The organism is Micromonospora sp. NPDC050795, assembly GCF_044456785.1.
GTDB lineage: Bacteria > Actinomycetota > Actinomycetes > Mycobacteriales > Micromonosporaceae > Micromonospora.
On record NZ_JBITGE010000011.1, the window covers coordinates 69,721 to 86,829 of the forward strand.

The window sequence follows — 17,109 nt, forward strand, 5'->3', positions numbered from 1 at the left end:
TGAGCTGATGGTCGAGGAAGAGCAGAAGTACGAGGTGGACGACGCCTACGTGCTGCCGGACCTGGCCGGCACGGCCCCGGCGGGCGGCCGGGTCCGGGCGCTGCCACCGGTGACGCTTGTCGCCCGCTACCTCGACACCGTCGACCTGCGGCTGGCCCGGGCCGGTGCCTCGCTGCGCCACCGCAAGGGTGACGAGCTGCCCTGGACGGTGAAACTGCCGACCGGGACCCCGGGCGTCCGGCACGAGATCTCCCGCCCCGGGGCGAAGGGGCAGCCGCCGCCGGAGCTGGTGGAGTTGGTCACCGTCCTGCACCGGGGTGCGCCGCTGGCCCCGGTAACGGTGGTCCGCACGGTGCGGCACGCGTACGAGGTGTGTGACCGGGACGGCACCGTCCTCGTCGAGGTGGTGGACGACCGGGTGACAGTGCTCGACGACTCCGGCACCACCACCGACACCTTCCGCGAGGTGGAGGTGGAGCTGAAGGCCGGCGACCGGAAGCTGCTCGACCGGGTCGGCGGGGTGCTGCGCGAGGCCGGCGCCCGGGGCGGGTCGTTCACGCCGAAGCACGTGCGGGCGCTGGGCGCGACGGCGCAGGCCGATCCGGATCTGGTCGCGCCGGCCGGGCTGACCGTCGAGCCGAACGCCGGTGACGTGGTGACCGAGTCGCTCCGCAAGGAGATCCGTCGGCTGTTGGCGCACGACCCGCTGGTCCGGCTGCGTGCCCCGGCCGCCGGTGGCGACACCGCTGTGCATCAGATGCGGGTGGCCTGCCGACGCCTGCGCAGTGACCTGCGCACCTTCAAACCGTTGCTGCGAAAGACCTGGTCCCGCCCGCTGCGCACCGAGCTGCGCTGGCTGGCCGAGGTGCTCGGCGCGGCCCGCGACGCCGAGGTGCTGCGGGCGCGGCTGCGCCGTACCGCCGACGCCGACCCGCTGAGCCCGCTGGACCGGGGCGCTGTGGACCGGCTCGACGAGGTGCTCGCCGAACGGCAGCGGCAGGCGCTCACCGCCATCGACGAGATGCTGCGTTCCGCGCGCTACCTGGCCCTGGTGGACTCACTGGTGCTGGCCGCCCGCGCGCCCCGGTTCACCCGAGGGGCGGCAGCGCCCGCCGCGCAGGCGCTACCCGCGCTGGTGGCCCGTCCCTGGCGGCGCTTGACCGGGCCGGACGGCGTCGGCGGGCTCGACGCGCGGTCGCCGGACGACCGCTGGCACGCCGTCCGCAAGGAGGGCAAGCAGACCCGGTACGCGGTCAACGCGGTGGCCTCGACGGTCGGCAAGGGCGCACGGCGGCTGTCCCGCGCACTCGCCCAGGTGCAGGACGTGCTCGGCGAGCACCAGGACGCGGCGGTGGCGGCGGACACCTGGTTGGAGATCGCCGCCGAGCGACCGGGCGACCACGAGCTGGCCGTCACCGCCGGGCGGCTGGCCGAGCGGGAACGCCAGTCGGTACGCCGGACGCGGGGTCTTCTCCCGGCTGCCTGGCACCGGGCCACCCGGCGACGGCGCACCAGTTGGCTGCCGTGACGGGCATCCGGGCAGCGGGCGGGGTGGCCTGGCGGCCGACCGACGACGGCGTACGCGTCTGCGTGGTGCACCGTCCCCGTTACGGCGACTGGACGCTGCCGAAGGGCAAGCTGGAGCCGGGCGAGCACGCGATGGCCGCGGCGGTCCGTGAGGTGGCCGAGGAGGCCGACGTGCGGGGCGTGCCGCAGGTGCGGCTGCCGTCGGTGCGCTACCGCAGCGAGGGGCAACCCAAGCTCGTCGACTACTGGTCGATGCTCGCGGTGGCCAGCGGCGGTTTCCAACCCGACACCGAGGTGGACGACATCCGCTGGCTCGCGGTGGACGACGCGATCCGGTTGGTCAGCTACCCGCACGACGCCGAGGTGTTGGCGGCGTTCGCCGCGCTGCCGTCGGTGACAGCGACTGTCGCGCTGGTCCGGCACGCGCACGCCGGTAAACGGGCCACCTGGTCCGGTCCGGACGTCGGGCGACCCCTGGATGCCGAGGGGTGGGCCCAGGCGAGCACGCTGGCCGGGCTGATCGCCCTGATCCGGCCGGCCCGGCTGGTGTCGGCGTCGCCGCGGCGGTGCGTGCAGACACTCGATCCGGTCGCCGCGTTGCTCGATCTGCCGATCGAGGTCTGTGGCGACCTGGACGAGCCGCAACCCGGCCAGCTGGGCGACGAGCAGGTCCTGCACACCGCCGCCCGGCTGCTGGAGTTGGCCGGCACCGGTGGGCAGTCGGCGGTGTGCAGTCAGGGCAAGGTGCTGCCGGGCGCCCTGGAGCGACTGACCGGCCGCACCGATGAGGACTTCACCACGCCGAAGGGCGGCGGTTGGCTGCTCGCCTTCGCCGCCGACCGGCTGTTGGCCGCCGATCGCCTGTAGGGCCAGCCTTCCTCAGCGGGGCGGCAGGGTCAGGGTCACCGCGACCGGCAGGTGGTCGCTGGCGGTGCTGCGCGGCGCGACCGGATCACCGGGAGTCAGGCCGGGCGAGACGAAGATGTGGTCGATCTGCTGGCGCGGGTCGTCCGCCGGGCTGGTCGCCAGTGGTCGGGCGGCGGCCAACGCGTCGACCAGGCCGGCCTTGGTGAACTCCACGAACGCCTCGTCGCCCGGTTCGGTGTTCAGGTCACCGGCCACCACCAACGGCCGACCGGCCGCGTACCGGGTGGCGAAGTCGGCGACCGCGCGGGCCTGGACCACCGGGCCCTTGCCGGGCGGCGGTTGCAGGTGGGTGCTGACAACGGCGGTACGGACACCGTCGCTGAGGTCGAGCGTGACGGCGAGGGCCTGCGCGCCGGTGGGCGCGCCGACGGCGGCCAGTGGCAGGGTCCGCGGATCGTCCACCGGCCAACGGCTGAGCACCGCGTCGCCCCAGACCGGGTCGGCGGCCGGCCCGAAGACGTACGGCATGCCGAGCCGGTCGGCCAGCAGGTCCAGGGTGTCGTGCCCGCCGTTGAGCAGCCACGCCCGGTCCACCTCGCTGAGCAGCACCACGTCGGGCCGTTGCCGCTCGACCACCTCGGCGAGACCGGCCAGGTCGAACCGGCCGTCCAGCCCGAACCCCATCCGGATGTTGTACGCCACCACGGTCAACCGTTCCGGTGGGCCGTCCCGGTTGCTGGCCACCGGCACCTCGTCGGCGAGCACCGGTGCCAGCAGGGCCAGCGCGGTGACCGCGGCGGCGGCCCGGAGCGGCGGGAACGGCCCGGGCAGCCGGTCGACGACGGGGCGGGCGGTGAACGCCACCGCGGCGATCAGCACAGCCACCACCACCGGCACCGCCGCGTTCGGGTAGCCGAGGTCGTAGGCCGAGTAGTAACCGACCGCCCCCAGCGCGAAGACGAGCATCCCGGTGGCGACCGCGTACCCCCGCCGGGCGGCGCTGGTGCCAGCGCTCGCGGTGTCGGCGGCGGGCTGCCCGGTGTCGTCGGTCAGCGCGAGGCAGGCACCGAGGCCGACCGCGGCGAGGAGGACGGCCGGCAGGAGCAGGTCGCCCCGGCCGAGGGCGAACAGCACCGCGCCGCCGAGCAGCGCCACCGGGCCGTACGCGCGGCCCCACCCACTCGGCGGCCGGGTCAACGCGGCGCAGAGGAACGCGGCGACCGCCACCGGCACCGGCGCCAGGCCGAACAGCGGCGAACGAGCCACCCCGTCTCCAGCGACCAGGTACGACATTCCGGTTCGGGCCAGCGCCGGGGAGAGCGCCACCATCCCGGCCAGCAGAAGCGCCGGCCCGGCCACCAGCCAGGCCCGGCCACCACCAGGGCCCGCAGCGGCGTCAGCGGGGCCGACAGGGGTGTCAACGGGGCCGGTGAGGGCGTTACCCGCACCGCCGCGCTGGCCGGGTTGCGCCGCGCCGACCAGGAACACCGCCACCGCGACGGCACTGAGCAGCCAGGCCACCCAGTCACCCCGCCAGACCAGGTCGACGGTGTCCAGCACCGCGTGCAGGGCCGCGTTGACAGCGAACCCCAACGCCAGCCCCGGGACCGGGCGGTCGGTGTCGGCCGCGACGCCGACCAGCCAGACCAACCCGGCGACCAGACCGGCGGTGGCCAACCAAAGTTGCGTACGCCCGCCAGGAGCGGCGGTGAGCGCGAGCCGGGCGACGGCGAGCGCGACGGCGGCGACGACAGTGACCGGGCGGGCTCCGACCCGGCGGACCACGGCGGGTGCGCCCATCGCTAGCACGAACCAGCCGAGGGCGAACGCCCCCATCAGCTCGGCCGGGGTGGACGCCGCCTGACCGAAGATGGTGATGATGCCGGGCAGCCAGACCCGCAGCACGTCGATGAGGAGGAGCACGCCCAGCGCGAGCGTGCCGGTGGTGAGCTGTCGGTAGCGCACCGGCGCCCCATTTCCCGTCGACGGGCCGGCCCAGGGGTGGCCGGCACGGCGATTCTGCGCGAGCGAGCCAACCCGGTCAACGGTCCCCGTACGCCGAAAAAGTCGTCCTGGTACGCCGAAAGGGCGCCCACCCACTGGTGGACGCCCTCGCGGTACCTGTCGGTCAGCGCTTGCTGGCCGCCTTCTTGGCCGGAGCCTTCTTCGCCGGCGCCTTCTTGGCCGCCGTGCTCTTGCTCGCCGCCGCGGTGGTCTTCTTCGCCGCGGTCGACCGGGTCGCGGCGGTGGTCTTCTTCGCCGCGGTGGTCTTCTTGCTGGCGGCCGTCTTGGTCGCCGTGGTGGTCTTGCTCGCCTTGGCCGGGGCGGTCTTCTTGCTGGCGACCGTCTTGGTCGCCGTGGCGGTCTTGGTCGCCTTGGCCGGGGCGGTCTTCTTGCTGGCCGCCTTCGCCGTGGTCGCCTTGGTGCCCGCCGCCTTGGCGGTGGCCGCCTTGGTGGCGGTCGCCTTCGTGCCCGCCGCCTTGGCCGTGGCGGTGCTGGTGGCGGTCTTCTTCGTCGCCGCCGCGGCCTTCGGCACCTTGCCGCTGGCCACCATCTCCTTGAACCCGGCGCCGGGGCGGAAGGTCGGGACTGACGTCTTCTTGACCTTCACCGCCTCGCCGGTACGCGGGTTGCGCGCTGTTCGCGCGCCACGCACACGCTTTTCGAATGCTCCGAATCCGGTGATCGCCACCTTCTCGCCCTTGGTGACCGCCGCCTGGACCTCGGTGAGGACCGCGTCGAGCGCGGCCGTCGCCATCTTCCGGTCCCCCAGGCGAACGGCGAGCGCCTCGATGAGCTCGGCCTTGTTCACGACTTCCTCCCGATTGTGCAACTGACTCGTCGCGAGCCATTCTGCGCGCACGGTATGCCCTGTGCTGCCGGGACACAAACATTCGGTAGAAAAAAGCCCTTGTGTCGTAACGGATTCACCCCCACCGGATGGACCGATGGGGGCGAAATCCGCTGCGCGGGCGGCCTAACGGCTATGCCACGGAGGGCAGGAAGGGCAGTCGGCGCGCCTCGTAGGAGTCGATGTCGGCGGCGTGGCGAAGGGTGAGTCCAATGTCGTCGAGGCCCTCCAGGAGGCGCCAACGGCTGAAGTCGTCGAGCGGGAACGACCAGCTGGCGTCCCCCGCCCGGAGCTGGCGGGCGGTCAGGTCGACCGTCACCGCAGTGGTGGGATCCGCTTCGACCAGGTCCCACAACTCTTCGACGGCTTTCAATTCCAACTCGACCGGCAACAGCCCTTCCTTGAGGGCGTTGCCGCGGAAGATGTCACCGAAGCGCGGGGCCACCACGGCACGGAAGCCCCAGTCCCGTAGCGCCCAGACGGCGTGTTCCCGGGAGGACCCCGTGCCGAACTCCGGACCGGCGATGAGGATCGACGCCCCGGAATAGTTTTCATCGTTGAGCACGAATGCCGGATCTTCCCGCCAGGCGCTGAACAGCCCGTCGGCGAAGCCCGTCCGGGTCACCCGCTTGAGGTACACGGCGGGGATGATCTGATCCGTGTCCACGTTGGACCGGCGCAGCGGCACGGCGGTGCCGGTGTGGGTGGTGAACTTGTCCATCTCGTCGGTCCCTTCTACAGGTCGGCGGGGGCGGCCAGCCGGCCGACCACGGCGGTGGCGGCGGCCACCGGCGGGGAGACCAGGTGGGTGCGCCCGCCCCGGCCCTGACGGCCCTCGAAGTTGCGGTTCGAGGTGGAGGCGGAGCGCTCGCCCGGCTTCAGCGTGTCGGGGTTCATCCCCAGACACATGGAGCAGCCGGCGAACCGCCACTCCGCCCCGGCGTCGGCGAAGACCTTGTCCAGGCCCTCGGCCTCGGCGGCCTCGCGCACCGCGGCGGAGCCGGGCACCACGAGCATCCGGACGCCGTCGGCGACCCGGTGGCCACGCAGCACGTCGGCGGCGGCCCGTAGGTCCTCCAGGCGACCGTTGGTGCAGGACCCCACGAACACCACGTCGATCGGCAGCTCCCGAAGCGGGGTGCCGGGGCGCAGGTCCATGTATTCCAGGGCGCGGCGTGCGGCGGCACGCTCCGAGTCGGTGACGAACTCCTCCGGGTCCGGCACCGGCGCGCTCAGCGGCGCGCCCTGCCCCGGGTTGGTGCCCCAGGTGACGAACGGGGTGATCTGGCTGGCGTCCAGGGTCACTTCGGCGTCGAAGCGCGCGCCCTCGTCGGTGGGCAGCGTCCGCCACCACGCCACCGCCGCGTCCCAGTCCGCACCCTGTGGCGCGTTCGGTCGACCCTTGAGGTACGCGAAGGTGGTCTCGTCCGGCGCGATCATGCCGGCCTTGGCGCCCCACTCGATGGACATGTTGGCGATGGTCATTCGCCCCTCCATGGAGAGGGCGCGGATCGCCTCGCCGCGGTACTCGACGATGTGCCCGCGACCTCCACCGGTGCCGACCTGCGTGATCAGCGCGAGCACCAGGTCCTTGGCGGTCACGCCTGGCGCGAGCCGGCCGGTCACGTTCACGGCCATCGTCTTCGGCCGGCTCTGCGGCAGCGTCTGGGTGGCCAGCACGTGCTCCACCTCGCTGGTGCCGATGCCGAAGGCGAGCGCTCCGAAGGCGCCGTGGGTGGCGGTGTGCGAATCGCCACAGACGATCGTCATGCCCGGCTGGGTGACACCGAGCTGCGGGCCGATCACGTGCACGATGCCCTGGTTGTCGTCGCCGAGCGGGTGCAGCCGCACCCCGAACTCGGCGCAGTTGCGGCGCAACGTCTCGATCTGCGTACGCGACGTGGGGTCCGCGATGGTGAGCAGGTCACCACGGCGGAGGCGGAACGCCGGGTCGTCGTACCCGGTCGGGGTGTTGTGGTCCTCGGTCGCGAGGGTCAGGTCGGTACGACGCACCCGGCGCCCGGCGAGCCGCAGCCCGTCGAAGGCCTGCGGGCTGGTCACCTCGTGCAGCAGGTGCAGGTCGATGAAGAGCAGGTCCGGCTCACCAGCGGCGGACCGTACGACGTGCGTGTCCCAGACCTTCTCGGCCAGGGTCCTCGGCTCAGGAGTGACTCCCACCATCTGGACATCCTAAATTCTGGGAGGTAAGTTTCGGCTTGTGGGACACAGTATGAGCGGTGTCGGCGTTCTCGACAAGGCGGTGGTCATCCTGGCCGCCTGCGTGGACGGCGCCAGCCTGGCCGAACTCGTCGAACGCACCAAGCTGCCCCGGGCCACAGCACATCGCCTGGCCCAGGCCCTGGAGATCCACCGAATGCTGGTGCGTGACACCCAGGGCAGATGGCGGCCCGGCCCCCGCCTGGGCGAGCTGGCAAACGCCGCACCGGACGTTCTGCTGACCGCCGCCGAGCCGCTGCTGGCCGCGCTGCGCGACGCCACCGGGGAGAGCGCGCAGCTCTACCTGCGCCGCGCCGACGAGCGGATCTGCGTGGCGGCGGCGGAACGCGCCAGCGGTCTACGGGACACGGTTCCGGTCGGCTCGGTGCTGCCGATGACGGCCGGCTCAGCGGCCCAGATCCTGCTCGCTTGGGAGCCGCCGGAGGCGGTCATGCCGCTGCTGCCGCGCAGCAAGTTCACCGGCCGCACCCTCGCCGAGGTACGCCGTCGCGGCTGGGCGCAGAGCGTCGCCGAGCGGGAGGCCGGTGTGGCGAGCGTGTCCGCCCCGATCCGCGACCGCACCGGCCGGGTCATCGCCTCGGTCAGCATCTCCGGCCCGATCGAGCGCCTGGGCCGCCGCCCCGGCGAACGCCACGCCATGGCAGTGGTGAGAGCCGGCCAACGCCTATCCGGCCTCTAACCCCCACCCCCCACCCCCGCCCCCGGTCCCCGGTGATCATGAGGTTGGCCTCGACCGCTCGGCGTGTCCGCCCCGCTAACCCCATGATCAACGGGAGCGGGGTGGGGTGGGGGTGGGGGTGGGACGGGGAAAGGCTCATCTCGCTGGGCGAGATGAGCCTTTGGTTGTAGCCCCGACCGGATTCGAACCGGCGCTACCGCCTTGAGAGGGCGGCGTCCTGGGCCACTAGACGACGGGGCCAGAACTTTTCCGTTCACCACCCTCGCGGGCGGTGCGAATGTAGTCTAGCGGCACCGTACCCGGGCGCGAGCGCGGGGTGCGCCGTCACCCGAAGGCCCGGTGGCGCGCCGGACGGGGCACCGGCTGGCGGACACGAAACAGCCCGCCTCACGAGGTGAGACGGGCTGTGCACGCTGTAGCCCCGACCGGATTCGAACCGGCGCTACCGCCTTGAGAGGGCGGCGTCCTGGGCCGCTAGACGACGGGGCCAGAACAACTTTTGCTCCCCCACCGTAGCGGCGGAGGAGCTGCACTCTACCGAAGACCACCCTCCGCCCCCGAAGGGGCGGAGTCGAACTCCGTCAGAATCCAGCGTCTGGAGATTCTCGCGAATTCCAGCAGCGCTGGGGTACCAGGACTCGAACCTAGACTAACTGAACCAGAATCAGTCGGGCTGCCAATTACCCCATACCCCATTGGCCCCTTGCGGCGCCGGGAGTGAACTTTACCCTCCCGGTGCCGGCAGGCCAAATCCGATCCCCCCGAACCACCCGTGAGCTGCGGAAACAGGGGCATCAGACGGATCAGGCGACGGGAACCACCGGGTTGGTGAGCTCGCCGATGCCGTCGATCCGCACGGTGACCGTATCCCCCTCGACAAGCGGGCTAACCCCGGCTGGAGTGCCGGTGAGAACGACGTCGCCAGGCAGCAGAGTCATGACGTGCGAGATGTACGACACCAGGCCGGGCACGTCGAAGACCATGTCCTTCGTCCGGCCGAGTTGGCGTACCTCCATCTCCTTCGGGTTGCGACCGACCTCACACCGGATCTCCAGGTCGGACACGTCCAGCCCGGTGGTGATCCACGGACCGATCGGGCAGAACGAGTCGAAGCCCTTGGCCCGGGTCCACTGCCCGTCCGACCGCTGGAGGTCCCGAGCGGTGACGTCGTTGGCGCAGGTGTAGCCGAAGATGGCGCGTTCGGCGGCGGCGCGGTCGGCGCGGCGCGCGCCCGGCGCCCCGATCACGACGGCCAGCTCCGCCTCGTGCTCGACCTGCTTGGAGAAGATCGGCAGCCGGATGGCGTCCCGGGGGCCGATCACCGAGGTGGACGGCTTGAGGAAGAGCAGCGGCTCCTTGGGCACCTCGTTGCCGAGCTCGGCGGCGTGGTCGGCGTAGTTGCGGCCGACACAGACCACCTTGCTGGGCAGGATCGGCGAGAGCAGCCGAACGTCGGAGAGGGCCCAGCGGGCCCCACTGAAGGAGAGATTGCCGAACGGGTGGCCCTCGATCTCGGCGATGGTCAGGCCCTGCGGCCCGGCCTCCGCTTCGCCTTCGACGGCACCGAACGACATTCCCTTGGCATGGGCGAAACGAGCGATACGCACCCGGCCAATCTAGCGCCGCCGGCACCCCGAACGGCCAGGACAGGCGGTCGGGTGTGCTCAACCCGTCAGCGCGCGGCACCCTACCGGAGCGGGAGGTGACCGGGGCGGACTTCTCGACTTCGTACCCGCACGGAGGCGGCTGGCCCCTAGCGTCGGCTCCGGAGGTTCGTTCGTATGCCTGCATCGACACGACACCACAGAGCCCTCGCAGTGTTCGTGCACTGCCTCGGCATCCTCGCCGCCGTGCCGGCCCTGCCGACGGCGGCCCCGGAGGCGGCGGCCACGCCACGACCACCGGCGGCCACGCCACAACCAACGGCGGCCACGCCACAACCAACGGCCGTCGCACCACCGGCCGCCACACCACCACCAACGGCCGCCACACCAGCACCAGTGGGAACCCGGCCGCCGGTCGCGATGGTCGCGCGGGTGACCGAGCCCACCCCGCCCTCGGCGCCACCGGCGATGGCACCACCGACCCGGGCACCGGCTTCGGCACCCCCGCAACAGGTCACCGTGGCGGTCGCGACGGAGAGCAGCCCGGCACCGAGGTACCGGATCCAGGTGCGCAACGTGAGCAACTCTCCGCTGGAGACCACTGTGCGTCAGGAACTGCCGCCCGGCTCGTCGACGACCGCGATCAGCGGTGGTGGCCGATCCAGCTCGGCCGGCGGATCGGCCACCGAGGTGACCTGGCGGCTTCGGCTGCCCGCGCACAGCACCACCACCCTGGGCACCGCGCTCGCGGCGACCGCGCCGGGCCGGCCGCTGACCGCGCCGACCTGCGCGTTCACCAGTGACGGCAGCCGGCCGTACGACTGCGCCACGGCCACCTGGCAGGCGGCAGCGGCACCGGCGGCCGAGGTGAGCGAGGCACCACCGTGGCGCCGCTACCCGGTGCTGCTCGCCGGACTGGCGGTCCTGCTGCTGATCAGCGCCGCCCTGGTCTGGGTGTGGCGACGTCGGCGCGGGCGTCGGGTGACGGCTGCCGCGCTCTCCACCGGTGGCGGCGCCGAGGGTGGCCGCGGGACGGTCTATCCCCGGCCGGCGGCCCCGAGTCCGGTGCGACGTCGGCGTACCCCGCCGGTCTGGATGTTGGTGGGTGCCGCCGTGGTGGTGCTCGCCGGCGTGGTCGGCACCGCGGGCTGGACGGCGACCCGGCAGGTCGCGGCGATCGACACGCAGAAGCAGCCCACCAGCGGTGCGTGGGTGGGCACCGGGGTCGCCGGGGCCATGGGAGTGCCGCTGCGTGAGTCGGCGTTCGAGTTCACCGTGTACCGGATGACCTGCGGCGCGCCCGGCACCGCCGGGAAGACCGACGGCGGCGGTGCCGCACCGGCCAACGGGCGACGCTGCGAGGCCACCGTCGGAGTGCGCAACGTCACCGGCGACCACCAGCCCTGGCACAGCGAGCTGCAACGGGCGTACCTGCCCGGTGGGCGCTGGGTGAGCACCGACGAGTCGGCGACCCGGACGGCGAACCTGGGTCGGGACGTCTTCGCCGACCCGATGGCGGCAGGCACCCGGATGGTGCTCCCGCTGGTCTTCACCGTCGACGGGCAGGACCCTCCCCAGCAGCTGGAGCTGCGCAGCGGGGTGTTCTCCGCAGGCGTCCGGGTGCAGATGCCCTGACCGGTGCGCGGGCGGCGGTCGTACCCTGGGGTGCGTGACCGCCGCCCTCGCCCCCGCCGTGCTCGACGCGGCCCAGTGGCAGGCCCGCCGACGGGCCCACGAGGAGCGGGTGGACGTCTGGCTGACTCCGCACCTGGCCCGGCGACGACGCGGTGAGCGGCATCCGGTGGCCGACTTCCTGTTCACCTACTACTCGCACCGCCCGGCCCAGCTACGGCGCTGGCATCCGGGGCCCGGGGTCGAGCTGCGGGACGCCGACCCGGCCGAGTTCGGCCGCGACTACCGCGCCGGCACCGCCGGGGTGACCCTCGACACCGAGGGGGTACGCGCGCGGCGCGGCGAGTCGATCGCCTGGATCCGCTCCCTGCTGGAGGCGACGCGGGAACGGGCGCCGCACTTCGGCTGCTTCGGGATGCACGAGTGGGCGATGGTCTACCGGCAGACCCGGGAGGAGTTGCGGCACAACGCCTGGCCGCTGCGGCTCAGCGCGGAACGCACCGCCGAGGTCGTCGAGGAGCGGGGCGTGCGGTGCAGCCACTTCGACGCGTTCCGGTTCTTCACCCCGCCGGCCCGTCCGCTGAACCTGCTCACCCCCACCCGGGAGACACAGCACGCGCACGAGCAGCCGGGCTGCCTGCACGCCAACATGGATCTGTACAAGTGGGCGTACAAGTTGTCGCCGTTGGTCACCTCGGAGCTGGTGGCTGACGCGTTCGACCTGGCCCGGGACATCCGCACGCTGGACATGCGGGCCAGCCCGTACGACCTGGCGGCCCTCGGCTACCCGCCGGTGCGGGTGGAGACTCCGGACGGCCGGGCGGAGTACGCGGCGGCGCAGCGCGGCTTCGCCGAGCGTGCCGCGGTACTGCGCGACCGGCTGCTCGCCGCCGTCCCGGCCTAGTCGTCGGCAGCGCGGCGCTGTCACGGTTGCGCTGGGACCCGGCCTAGTCGTCGTCGGCGCGGCGGTCCCGTTTGCGTTGGGACTGGCGCTTCTTCTCGGCCAGTCGGCGTTCCTTGGCCCCACGGGACGGCCGGGTGGCTCGGCGGGTCGGCGGTGGGGGCGCGGCGGCCTCCCGCAGCAGAGCTGTCATCCGGGCCCGGGCCGCCTCCCGGTTGGCCAGCTGGGCCCGGTGCTCGCTGGCGGCGATCGTCAGCACCCCGTCGACGAGGCGGTTGGCCAGCCGGGCCAGCGCCCGCGGCCGCAGCCACTCGGGCACAGCCGGCGAGTTGGCCACGTCGTAGCTCAGCTCGACCCGGGAGTCCGCGGTGTTCACGCCCTGCCCGCCCGGCCCCGACGAGCGGGAGAAGCGCTCCCGCAGCTCCCCGGCGGGGACGACCCACCGGTCGGTCACCCGCAGTCCGTCGTCCACGCCCCGAGGCTAACCCGCGACGACCTGTCGGGGGTCATCGGTGCGGAGGCTCACTCTGCGTCGGGGACTGGCTGGGCGCCGGCCCGGCGGTCTCCTCGTCGGAGCCGACGGCCGCGTACGCCACCGCGCCGAAGAGCAGCACCCCGATGACCGCGGCCTTGACGACGACGCCGCGGATCAGTGACCAGGCGCCGCGGCGGGCGCCTGGCACCGATTTCTTGACGGTCTGGTAATCGTTCCACCCGCGCCGCGCCCGGGCGTACGCCGACCCCACTGCACATCCGATGACCAGGCCCACCAGCAGGAGGACCGTGAGAAGAGGACGCTCCACCTCAGCCAGTATCCATACCTTCCATTGTCCGATGCCGTCCGGCCGGATATCCGACAGTGCTGGCACCGTCAGGGTGTTCGCGCAGCTCAGCCGCCCTTGCCGATGATCGTGTCGGCGGTCTGCTGCACCTGGTCGATCGGAATCGCGAACCCGATACCGATCGAGCCGTTTCCATCGATGGTGGCGATCGCGGTGTTCACCCCGACCACTTCCCCGCGCGCGTTGACCAGTGGCCCACCGGAGTTGCCGGGGTTGATCGACGCGTCGGTCTGCACCGCGGTGTGCCGGTTGTTGCCGAGCCGCACCTCCCGGTCGAGCGCGCTGACGATGCCCGCGGTGACCGTCCCCGCCAGACCGAGCGGTGAACCGACCGCGAGCACCGGCTCACCGACCCGGGTCGCGCCGGGCTTGGCCAGGGGCAGCGGAGTGAGACCGGCCGATGCCGGCACCTTCAGCACCGCCAGGTCGCTGCGCGGCTCCCGTCCAACCACCTGGGCGGCGAACCGGCGGCCGTCGGGCAGCTCGACGGTCACCGGTCCGCCACCCCCCTTGGCCAGGATGTGGTCGTTGGTGATCAGGTGCTGCTGGTCGTCCACGGCGAAGCCGGAGCCGGTCGCGGATCCGCTGGTCGCGCCGCCGGCCAGCACCGACACCACCCCGGGTACGGTCCGCTCGGCCGCGGTGACCAGCTCGGCCGGCACCGGGGCGGCGGACGCCGCAGCCGGGCCACCAGCACCGTCCCGACTGGCCACCACGCCGCCGGCGAGAGCACCGGAGACGGCCGAGACCGCCACCACGGCCAACACGGTGAACAGCCGCCCGGGCCGTCGCCCGCCCGGGTCGCGCTCGGGCGCGTCCCACCACCCGCGCCCGTCCGGGTCGAGTTCCGGTGAGATGAACCAGGGACCGCGCGGTTCGCCCAGTCCGGTCTGCACTGCCATGCGCACTCCTCACTGTCGACGTCGGTTGTGCGTGCGGGTCAGGGCAGCCGGGAGAACCAGCGCATCGAGCCGGCGGCAGCGCCCATCGCGAACACCAGTCCGAGGCCGATGAAGCGGGCCGAGATGTCCTGCCGCTCCGTGCGGTAGCCGACCGAACTGCCGATGTCGTCGTAGACGGCACGCAGCTCGTCGGTGGTGCTGGCCTCGTGGAACATGCCGCCGGTCTCCTCGGCGACCGCCTTGAGGGTCTGTCCGTCCACCGGCACCTGGATGGGCCGTCCACCTCGGTCGACGAACCCGGACGGGGTGCCGAACGAGATGGAGTGCACCGGCACCTCCGCCTTCACCGCCTCCGCCGCCGCCTCCATGGGGTCCATCCCGGAGGTGTTGGCGCCGTCGGAGAGCAGGATGACCCGGGCGGGTGGGGTCTCCTTCGCAGCCTCGCTGTCGAGGCTCTTGACCGCGCCGAGTGAGGTGTTGATGGCCTCGCCGATCGCGGTGCCCTGAACGCCGGTGATGCCCTCGGCGAGCCGGTCGATCCCCTCGTCGAGGGCGTCCCGGTCGGTGCTCGGGGGCACCAGCACGGCGGCACTGCCGGCGAACGCGACGAGACCGACGTTGAACTCGTCGGGCAGGCCATCGACGAATCGCCGGGCGGCTTCCTTCGCCGCGGCCAGCCGGTCCGGTTCGACGTCGGTGGCGAGCATCGACGTGGAGACGTCCACCGCCACCATCACGGTGGCCCGTTCCCGGGGCACCCGGACCTCGGCGCTCGGGCGGGCGAAGCCGACCACGAGCAGCGCGAGCATGGCCAGGAAGAGCCCGGCCGGTACGTGCCGACGCCAGGCGGGCCGCTGCGGCGCAACCCGGTCCAGCAGCCGCAGGTTGGTGAAGCGGACCGCGTACCGGCTGCGTCGCCGCTGTAGCACCAGGTACGCGACGACCAGGGCGAGCACGCCGAGCAGCAGCCAGAGGCGCAGCGGCGACTGCCAGATCACGCGGCACCTCCCCGGGGCCGCCCGACCGGCGCGGCGGCCAGCCGACGCTGGGCGTGCACGTGCCGGACGATGTCGGCGCTCCAGTCGCCGTCGGTGCGCAGCGACAGGTGAGTGGCCCCGCTGCGGCGCAGCGCCTGGTGGACCTGTTCGCGCTGGGCGGCGGCGGCCTCGGCGTACCGCTCGCGCAGCCCACGGTCCGATGTGCACACCTCACGGTGCCGACCGGTCTCCGGGTCGACGAGCGTGATCAGGCCGACGTCCGGTAGTTCGAGCTCACGCGGGTCGGTCACCTCGATCGCCAGCACCTGGTGCCGGACGGCCAGTCTTCGCATGGTCCGCTCCCAGGGCGCTGTCTCGCCCGGGTCGTCGGGCAGGCCGTCGAGGAAGTCGGAGACCACCACGACCAGCCCACGCCGGTTGGCGATCCGGTGCAGCGCGTCGAGGCCGTCCGCCAGGTCGGGCGGTCGGGTCGCCGACCCACGCCCCGGCCGGTCGGTGGGCGCGGTGGCCCGGGGGGCGGCGAGCAGCGCGCGGAGCAGGGAAAGCAGATGGGTACGCCCGCTGCGGGCCGGGAAGCGGCGTACCCCGTCGGCGCGCAGCACCTGTGCGCCGAGGCGGTTGCCGACGCCCGCGGTCAGGAGACCGACCGCAGCGACGGCAGCTACCGCCAGTTCCCGCTTGTCCAGTTCGGCGGTGCCGAACTCCATGCTGGCGCTGCCGTCGACGAGCAGCCAGGTGGTCAGCTCCCGGTCGGCGTCGACCTGCCGGACGTGCGGCACGGCGGTCCGGGCGGTCACCGCCCAGTCCATCCGGCGCACCTCGTCCTCGCCCGGCCGGTATTCGCGACTGCCGGAGGGTTCACTGCCGGGACCGGGCAGCAGACCACGGTACTGGCCGTGCAACAGGCCGTTGAGCCGTCGCGTGACGGTCAGCTCCAGGCGACGCAGGCGCTGGTCCGGGGCCAGCTCGGCCAGGCCGGGGTCGGCTGGCGCGACGGTGGCGCGTCTCATGCCGCCGCCAGATCCGGTGCCTGCAGCGGGTGTCCGGTGGCCAGCCGGGGCGGCGGTACCGCCTCGATGAGCCGTCGCACCACGCTCTCGGCCGTCACCCCGTCGGCCACCGCGTCGAAGGAGAGCACCAGTCGGTGGGCGAGGACGTCGACGGCCAGCTCGCGGATGTCCTCGGGCAGCACGTACTCCCGCCCGCGCAGCAGGGCCTGCGCCCGGGCCGCCGCGACCAGGCCCAGGGTTGCCCGAGGGCTGGCCCCGTACGCCAACAGCGGGGCGATCTCCGGTAGCCCGAACCGGCCCGGGTCGCGGGTGGCGAGGATCAGCCGCACCACGTACTCGGCCAACGCGTGGTGGACGAAGACCCGCTCGGCGTGGATCTGGAGGTCCCGCAGGCGTTGGGCGTCGAGCACCTGGCGCGGGGTCGGCCGGTCGGTGCTCATCCGGTAGAGAATGGCCAGCTCGTCGGCGTCGCTGGGGTAGTCGACAACCACCTTCATCAGGAACCGGTCACGCTGCGCCTCCGGGAGCTGGTAGACCCCCTCGGACTCGATCGGGTTCTGGGTGGCCAACACCAGGAACGGCTCCGGCACCGGCCAGCTGCGCCCGCCGATGGAGACCTGCCGTTCGGCCATCGCCTCCAGCAGCGCCGACTGGACCTTGGCCGGAGCCCGGTTGATCTCGTCGGCCAGCACCAGGTTGGCCATGATCGGGCCCAGCTCGATGTCGAAGGTCTCCTTCGACGCCCGGTAGATCCGGGTGCCGACGATGTCGGAGGGCACCAGGTCCGGGGTGAACTGGATCCGGGAGAAGGTGCCGCCGACCACCGTCGCGAGGGTCTGCGCGGCCAGTGTCTTGGCCACGCCGGGTACCCCCTCCAGGAGGCAGTGTCCGTTGGCGACCAGGGCGGTGAGCAGGCGTTCGACGAGGCGATCCTGCCCGACGATCACGCGTTTGACCTCGAAGAGGGTCTGTTCCAGCTCGATGCCGGTCGGCTCCGGATCGACCGGGCTGGGCATGCTGGCCAGGGTGTCCGAGATGTCCGTCACGGTGCTTGCTTC

16 protein-coding genes and 3 tRNA genes are annotated in these 17,109 nt (G+C 72.8%); 5 read left to right on the plus strand and 14 right to left on the minus strand.

What is annotated here, in order from left to right; genetic code table 11:
• Positions 1–7: 7 nt before the first annotated feature.
• Positions 8–1,528, plus strand: a complete 1,521-nt coding sequence (locus tag ACIBEF_RS12285; protein ID WP_396793483.1) for a CHAD domain-containing protein — start codon at positions 8–10, stop codon at positions 1,526–1,528.
• Positions 1,516–2,394 carry an NUDIX domain-containing protein gene (locus tag ACIBEF_RS12290; RefSeq protein WP_396793484.1) on the plus strand — a complete coding sequence of 293 codons (879 nt, stop codon included), beginning with the start codon at positions 1,516–1,518 and terminating at the stop codon, positions 2,392–2,394. Before ACIBEF_RS12285 ends, ACIBEF_RS12290 begins: the two co-directional genes overlap by 13 nt.
• 12 nt (positions 2,395–2,406) lie before the next feature.
• Here ACIBEF_RS12290 and ACIBEF_RS12295 read toward each other — a convergent pair whose 3' ends face one another.
• The 4 genes from ACIBEF_RS12295 to leuC form a co-directional block, all read right to left on the minus strand.
• Positions 2,407–4,359, minus strand: a complete 1,953-nt coding sequence (locus ACIBEF_RS12295; RefSeq protein WP_396793485.1) for an endonuclease/exonuclease/phosphatase family protein — start codon at positions 4,357–4,359, stop codon at positions 2,407–2,409.
• Positions 4,360–4,522: 163 nt separating this feature from the next.
• Positions 4,523–5,206 carry an HU family DNA-binding protein gene (locus ACIBEF_RS12300; RefSeq protein WP_396793486.1) on the minus strand — a complete coding sequence of 228 codons (684 nt, stop codon included), beginning with the start codon at positions 5,204–5,206 and terminating at the stop codon, positions 4,523–4,525.
• Positions 5,207–5,378: 172 nt separating this feature from the next.
• Complete coding sequence (gene leuD / locus ACIBEF_RS12305) at positions 5,379–5,966, minus strand: 3-isopropylmalate dehydratase small subunit (protein WP_091393128.1); 588 nt, start codon at positions 5,964–5,966, stop codon at positions 5,379–5,381.
• A 14-nt stretch (positions 5,967–5,980) separates the two neighbouring features.
• Complete coding sequence (gene leuC, locus ACIBEF_RS12310; protein ID WP_396793487.1) at positions 5,981–7,426, minus strand: 3-isopropylmalate dehydratase large subunit; 1,446 nt, start codon at positions 7,424–7,426, stop codon at positions 5,981–5,983.
• A 49-nt stretch (positions 7,427–7,475) separates the two neighbouring features.
• Between leuC and ACIBEF_RS12315 the strand changes: the two genes are divergently transcribed.
• Positions 7,476–8,162: an IclR family transcriptional regulator gene (locus ACIBEF_RS12315; protein ID WP_007456408.1), complete on the plus strand. Its 687-nt coding sequence runs from the start codon at positions 7,476–7,478 to the stop codon at positions 8,160–8,162.
• Between the two features lie 167 nt (positions 8,163–8,329).
• On the opposite strand, the gene ACIBEF_RS12320 is transcribed toward ACIBEF_RS12315, so the two are convergent.
• The 4 genes from ACIBEF_RS12320 to ACIBEF_RS12335 all read right to left on the minus strand — a co-directional run bounded on the left by ACIBEF_RS12320 (position 8,330) and on the right by ACIBEF_RS12335 (position 9,769).
• A tRNA-Glu gene (locus ACIBEF_RS12320) sits at positions 8,330–8,402 on the minus strand.
• 176 nt (positions 8,403–8,578) lie between these two features.
• A tRNA-Glu gene (locus ACIBEF_RS12325) sits at positions 8,579–8,651 on the minus strand.
• 134 nt (positions 8,652–8,785) lie between these two features.
• Positions 8,786–8,857: transfer RNA gene (locus tag ACIBEF_RS12330), tRNA-Gln, on the minus strand.
• Between the two features lie 108 nt (positions 8,858–8,965).
• On the minus strand, positions 8,966–9,769 hold the full coding sequence (locus ACIBEF_RS12335) for a fumarylacetoacetate hydrolase family protein (protein ID WP_396793488.1): 804 nt from the start codon (positions 9,767–9,769) through the stop codon (positions 8,966–8,968).
• 174 nt (positions 9,770–9,943) lie between these two features.
• Between ACIBEF_RS12335 and ACIBEF_RS12340 the strand changes: the two genes are divergently transcribed.
• Positions 9,944–11,401: a hypothetical protein gene (locus ACIBEF_RS12340; protein WP_396793489.1), complete on the plus strand. Its 1,458-nt coding sequence runs from the start codon at positions 9,944–9,946 to the stop codon at positions 11,399–11,401.
• Between the two features lie 34 nt (positions 11,402–11,435).
• Positions 11,436–12,302, plus strand: coding sequence for a 3-methyladenine DNA glycosylase (locus ACIBEF_RS12345; protein ID WP_396793490.1), 867 nt, complete (start codon positions 11,436–11,438; stop codon positions 12,300–12,302).
• Between the two features lie 43 nt (positions 12,303–12,345).
• Here the strand turns inward: ACIBEF_RS12345 and arfB are convergent, their stop codons facing one another.
• The 6 genes from arfB to ACIBEF_RS12375 form a co-directional block, all read right to left on the minus strand.
• Positions 12,346–12,771 (minus strand): alternative ribosome rescue aminoacyl-tRNA hydrolase ArfB, encoded by a 426-nt coding sequence (arfB, locus tag ACIBEF_RS12350; protein ID WP_210786405.1) that lies wholly within the window; start codon positions 12,769–12,771, stop codon positions 12,346–12,348.
• Positions 12,772–12,805: 34 nt separating this feature from the next.
• On the minus strand, positions 12,806–13,102 hold the full coding sequence (locus tag ACIBEF_RS12355) for a hypothetical protein (protein WP_210786404.1): 297 nt from the start codon (positions 13,100–13,102) through the stop codon (positions 12,806–12,808).
• A gap of 86 nt (positions 13,103–13,188) precedes the next feature.
• The gene (locus ACIBEF_RS12360) at positions 13,189–14,043 is read right to left on the minus strand and encodes a S1C family serine protease (RefSeq protein ID WP_396793491.1); all 855 of its coding nucleotides are present in this window, start codon (positions 14,041–14,043) and stop codon (positions 13,189–13,191) included.
• A 38-nt stretch (positions 14,044–14,081) separates the two neighbouring features.
• The gene (locus ACIBEF_RS12365) at positions 14,082–15,041 is read right to left on the minus strand and encodes a VWA domain-containing protein (protein ID WP_355005293.1); all 960 of its coding nucleotides are present in this window, start codon (positions 15,039–15,041) and stop codon (positions 14,082–14,084) included.
• The gene (locus ACIBEF_RS12370; RefSeq protein WP_396793492.1) at positions 15,038–16,051 is read right to left on the minus strand and encodes a DUF58 domain-containing protein; all 1,014 of its coding nucleotides are present in this window, start codon (positions 16,049–16,051) and stop codon (positions 15,038–15,040) included. The genes ACIBEF_RS12365 and ACIBEF_RS12370 overlap by 4 nt, the downstream gene beginning before the upstream one ends.
• Positions 16,048–17,097, minus strand: coding sequence for an AAA family ATPase (locus ACIBEF_RS12375; RefSeq protein ID WP_396793493.1), 1,050 nt, complete (start codon positions 17,095–17,097; stop codon positions 16,048–16,050). Before ACIBEF_RS12375 ends, ACIBEF_RS12370 begins: the two co-directional genes overlap by 4 nt.
• Positions 17,098–17,109 lie beyond the last annotated feature (12 nt).

Excerpts from the sequence above, each read along its gene's own strand:
- leuC (WP_396793487.1), bottom strand. The coding sequence starts at position 7,426 with ATGGTGGGAGTCACTCCTGAGCCGAGGACCCTGGCCGAGAAGGTCTGG.
- ACIBEF_RS12340 (WP_396793489.1), top strand. The coding sequence starts at position 9,944 with ATGCCTGCATCGACACGACACCACAGAGCCCTCGCAGTGTTCGTGCAC.
- ACIBEF_RS12370 (WP_396793492.1), bottom strand. The coding sequence starts at position 16,051 with ATGAGACGCGCCACCGTCGCGCCAGCCGACCCCGGCCTGGCCGAGCTG.
- leuD (WP_091393128.1), bottom strand. The coding sequence starts at position 5,966 with ATGGACAAGTTCACCACCCACACCGGCACCGCCGTGCCGCTGCGCCGG.
- ACIBEF_RS12315 (WP_007456408.1), top strand. The coding sequence starts at position 7,476 with ATGAGCGGTGTCGGCGTTCTCGACAAGGCGGTGGTCATCCTGGCCGCC.
- ACIBEF_RS12285 (WP_396793483.1), top strand. The coding sequence starts at position 8 with ATGGTCGAGGAAGAGCAGAAGTACGAGGTGGACGACGCCTACGTGCTG.
- ACIBEF_RS12360 (WP_396793491.1), bottom strand. The coding sequence starts at position 14,043 with ATGGCAGTGCAGACCGGACTGGGCGAACCGCGCGGTCCCTGGTTCATC.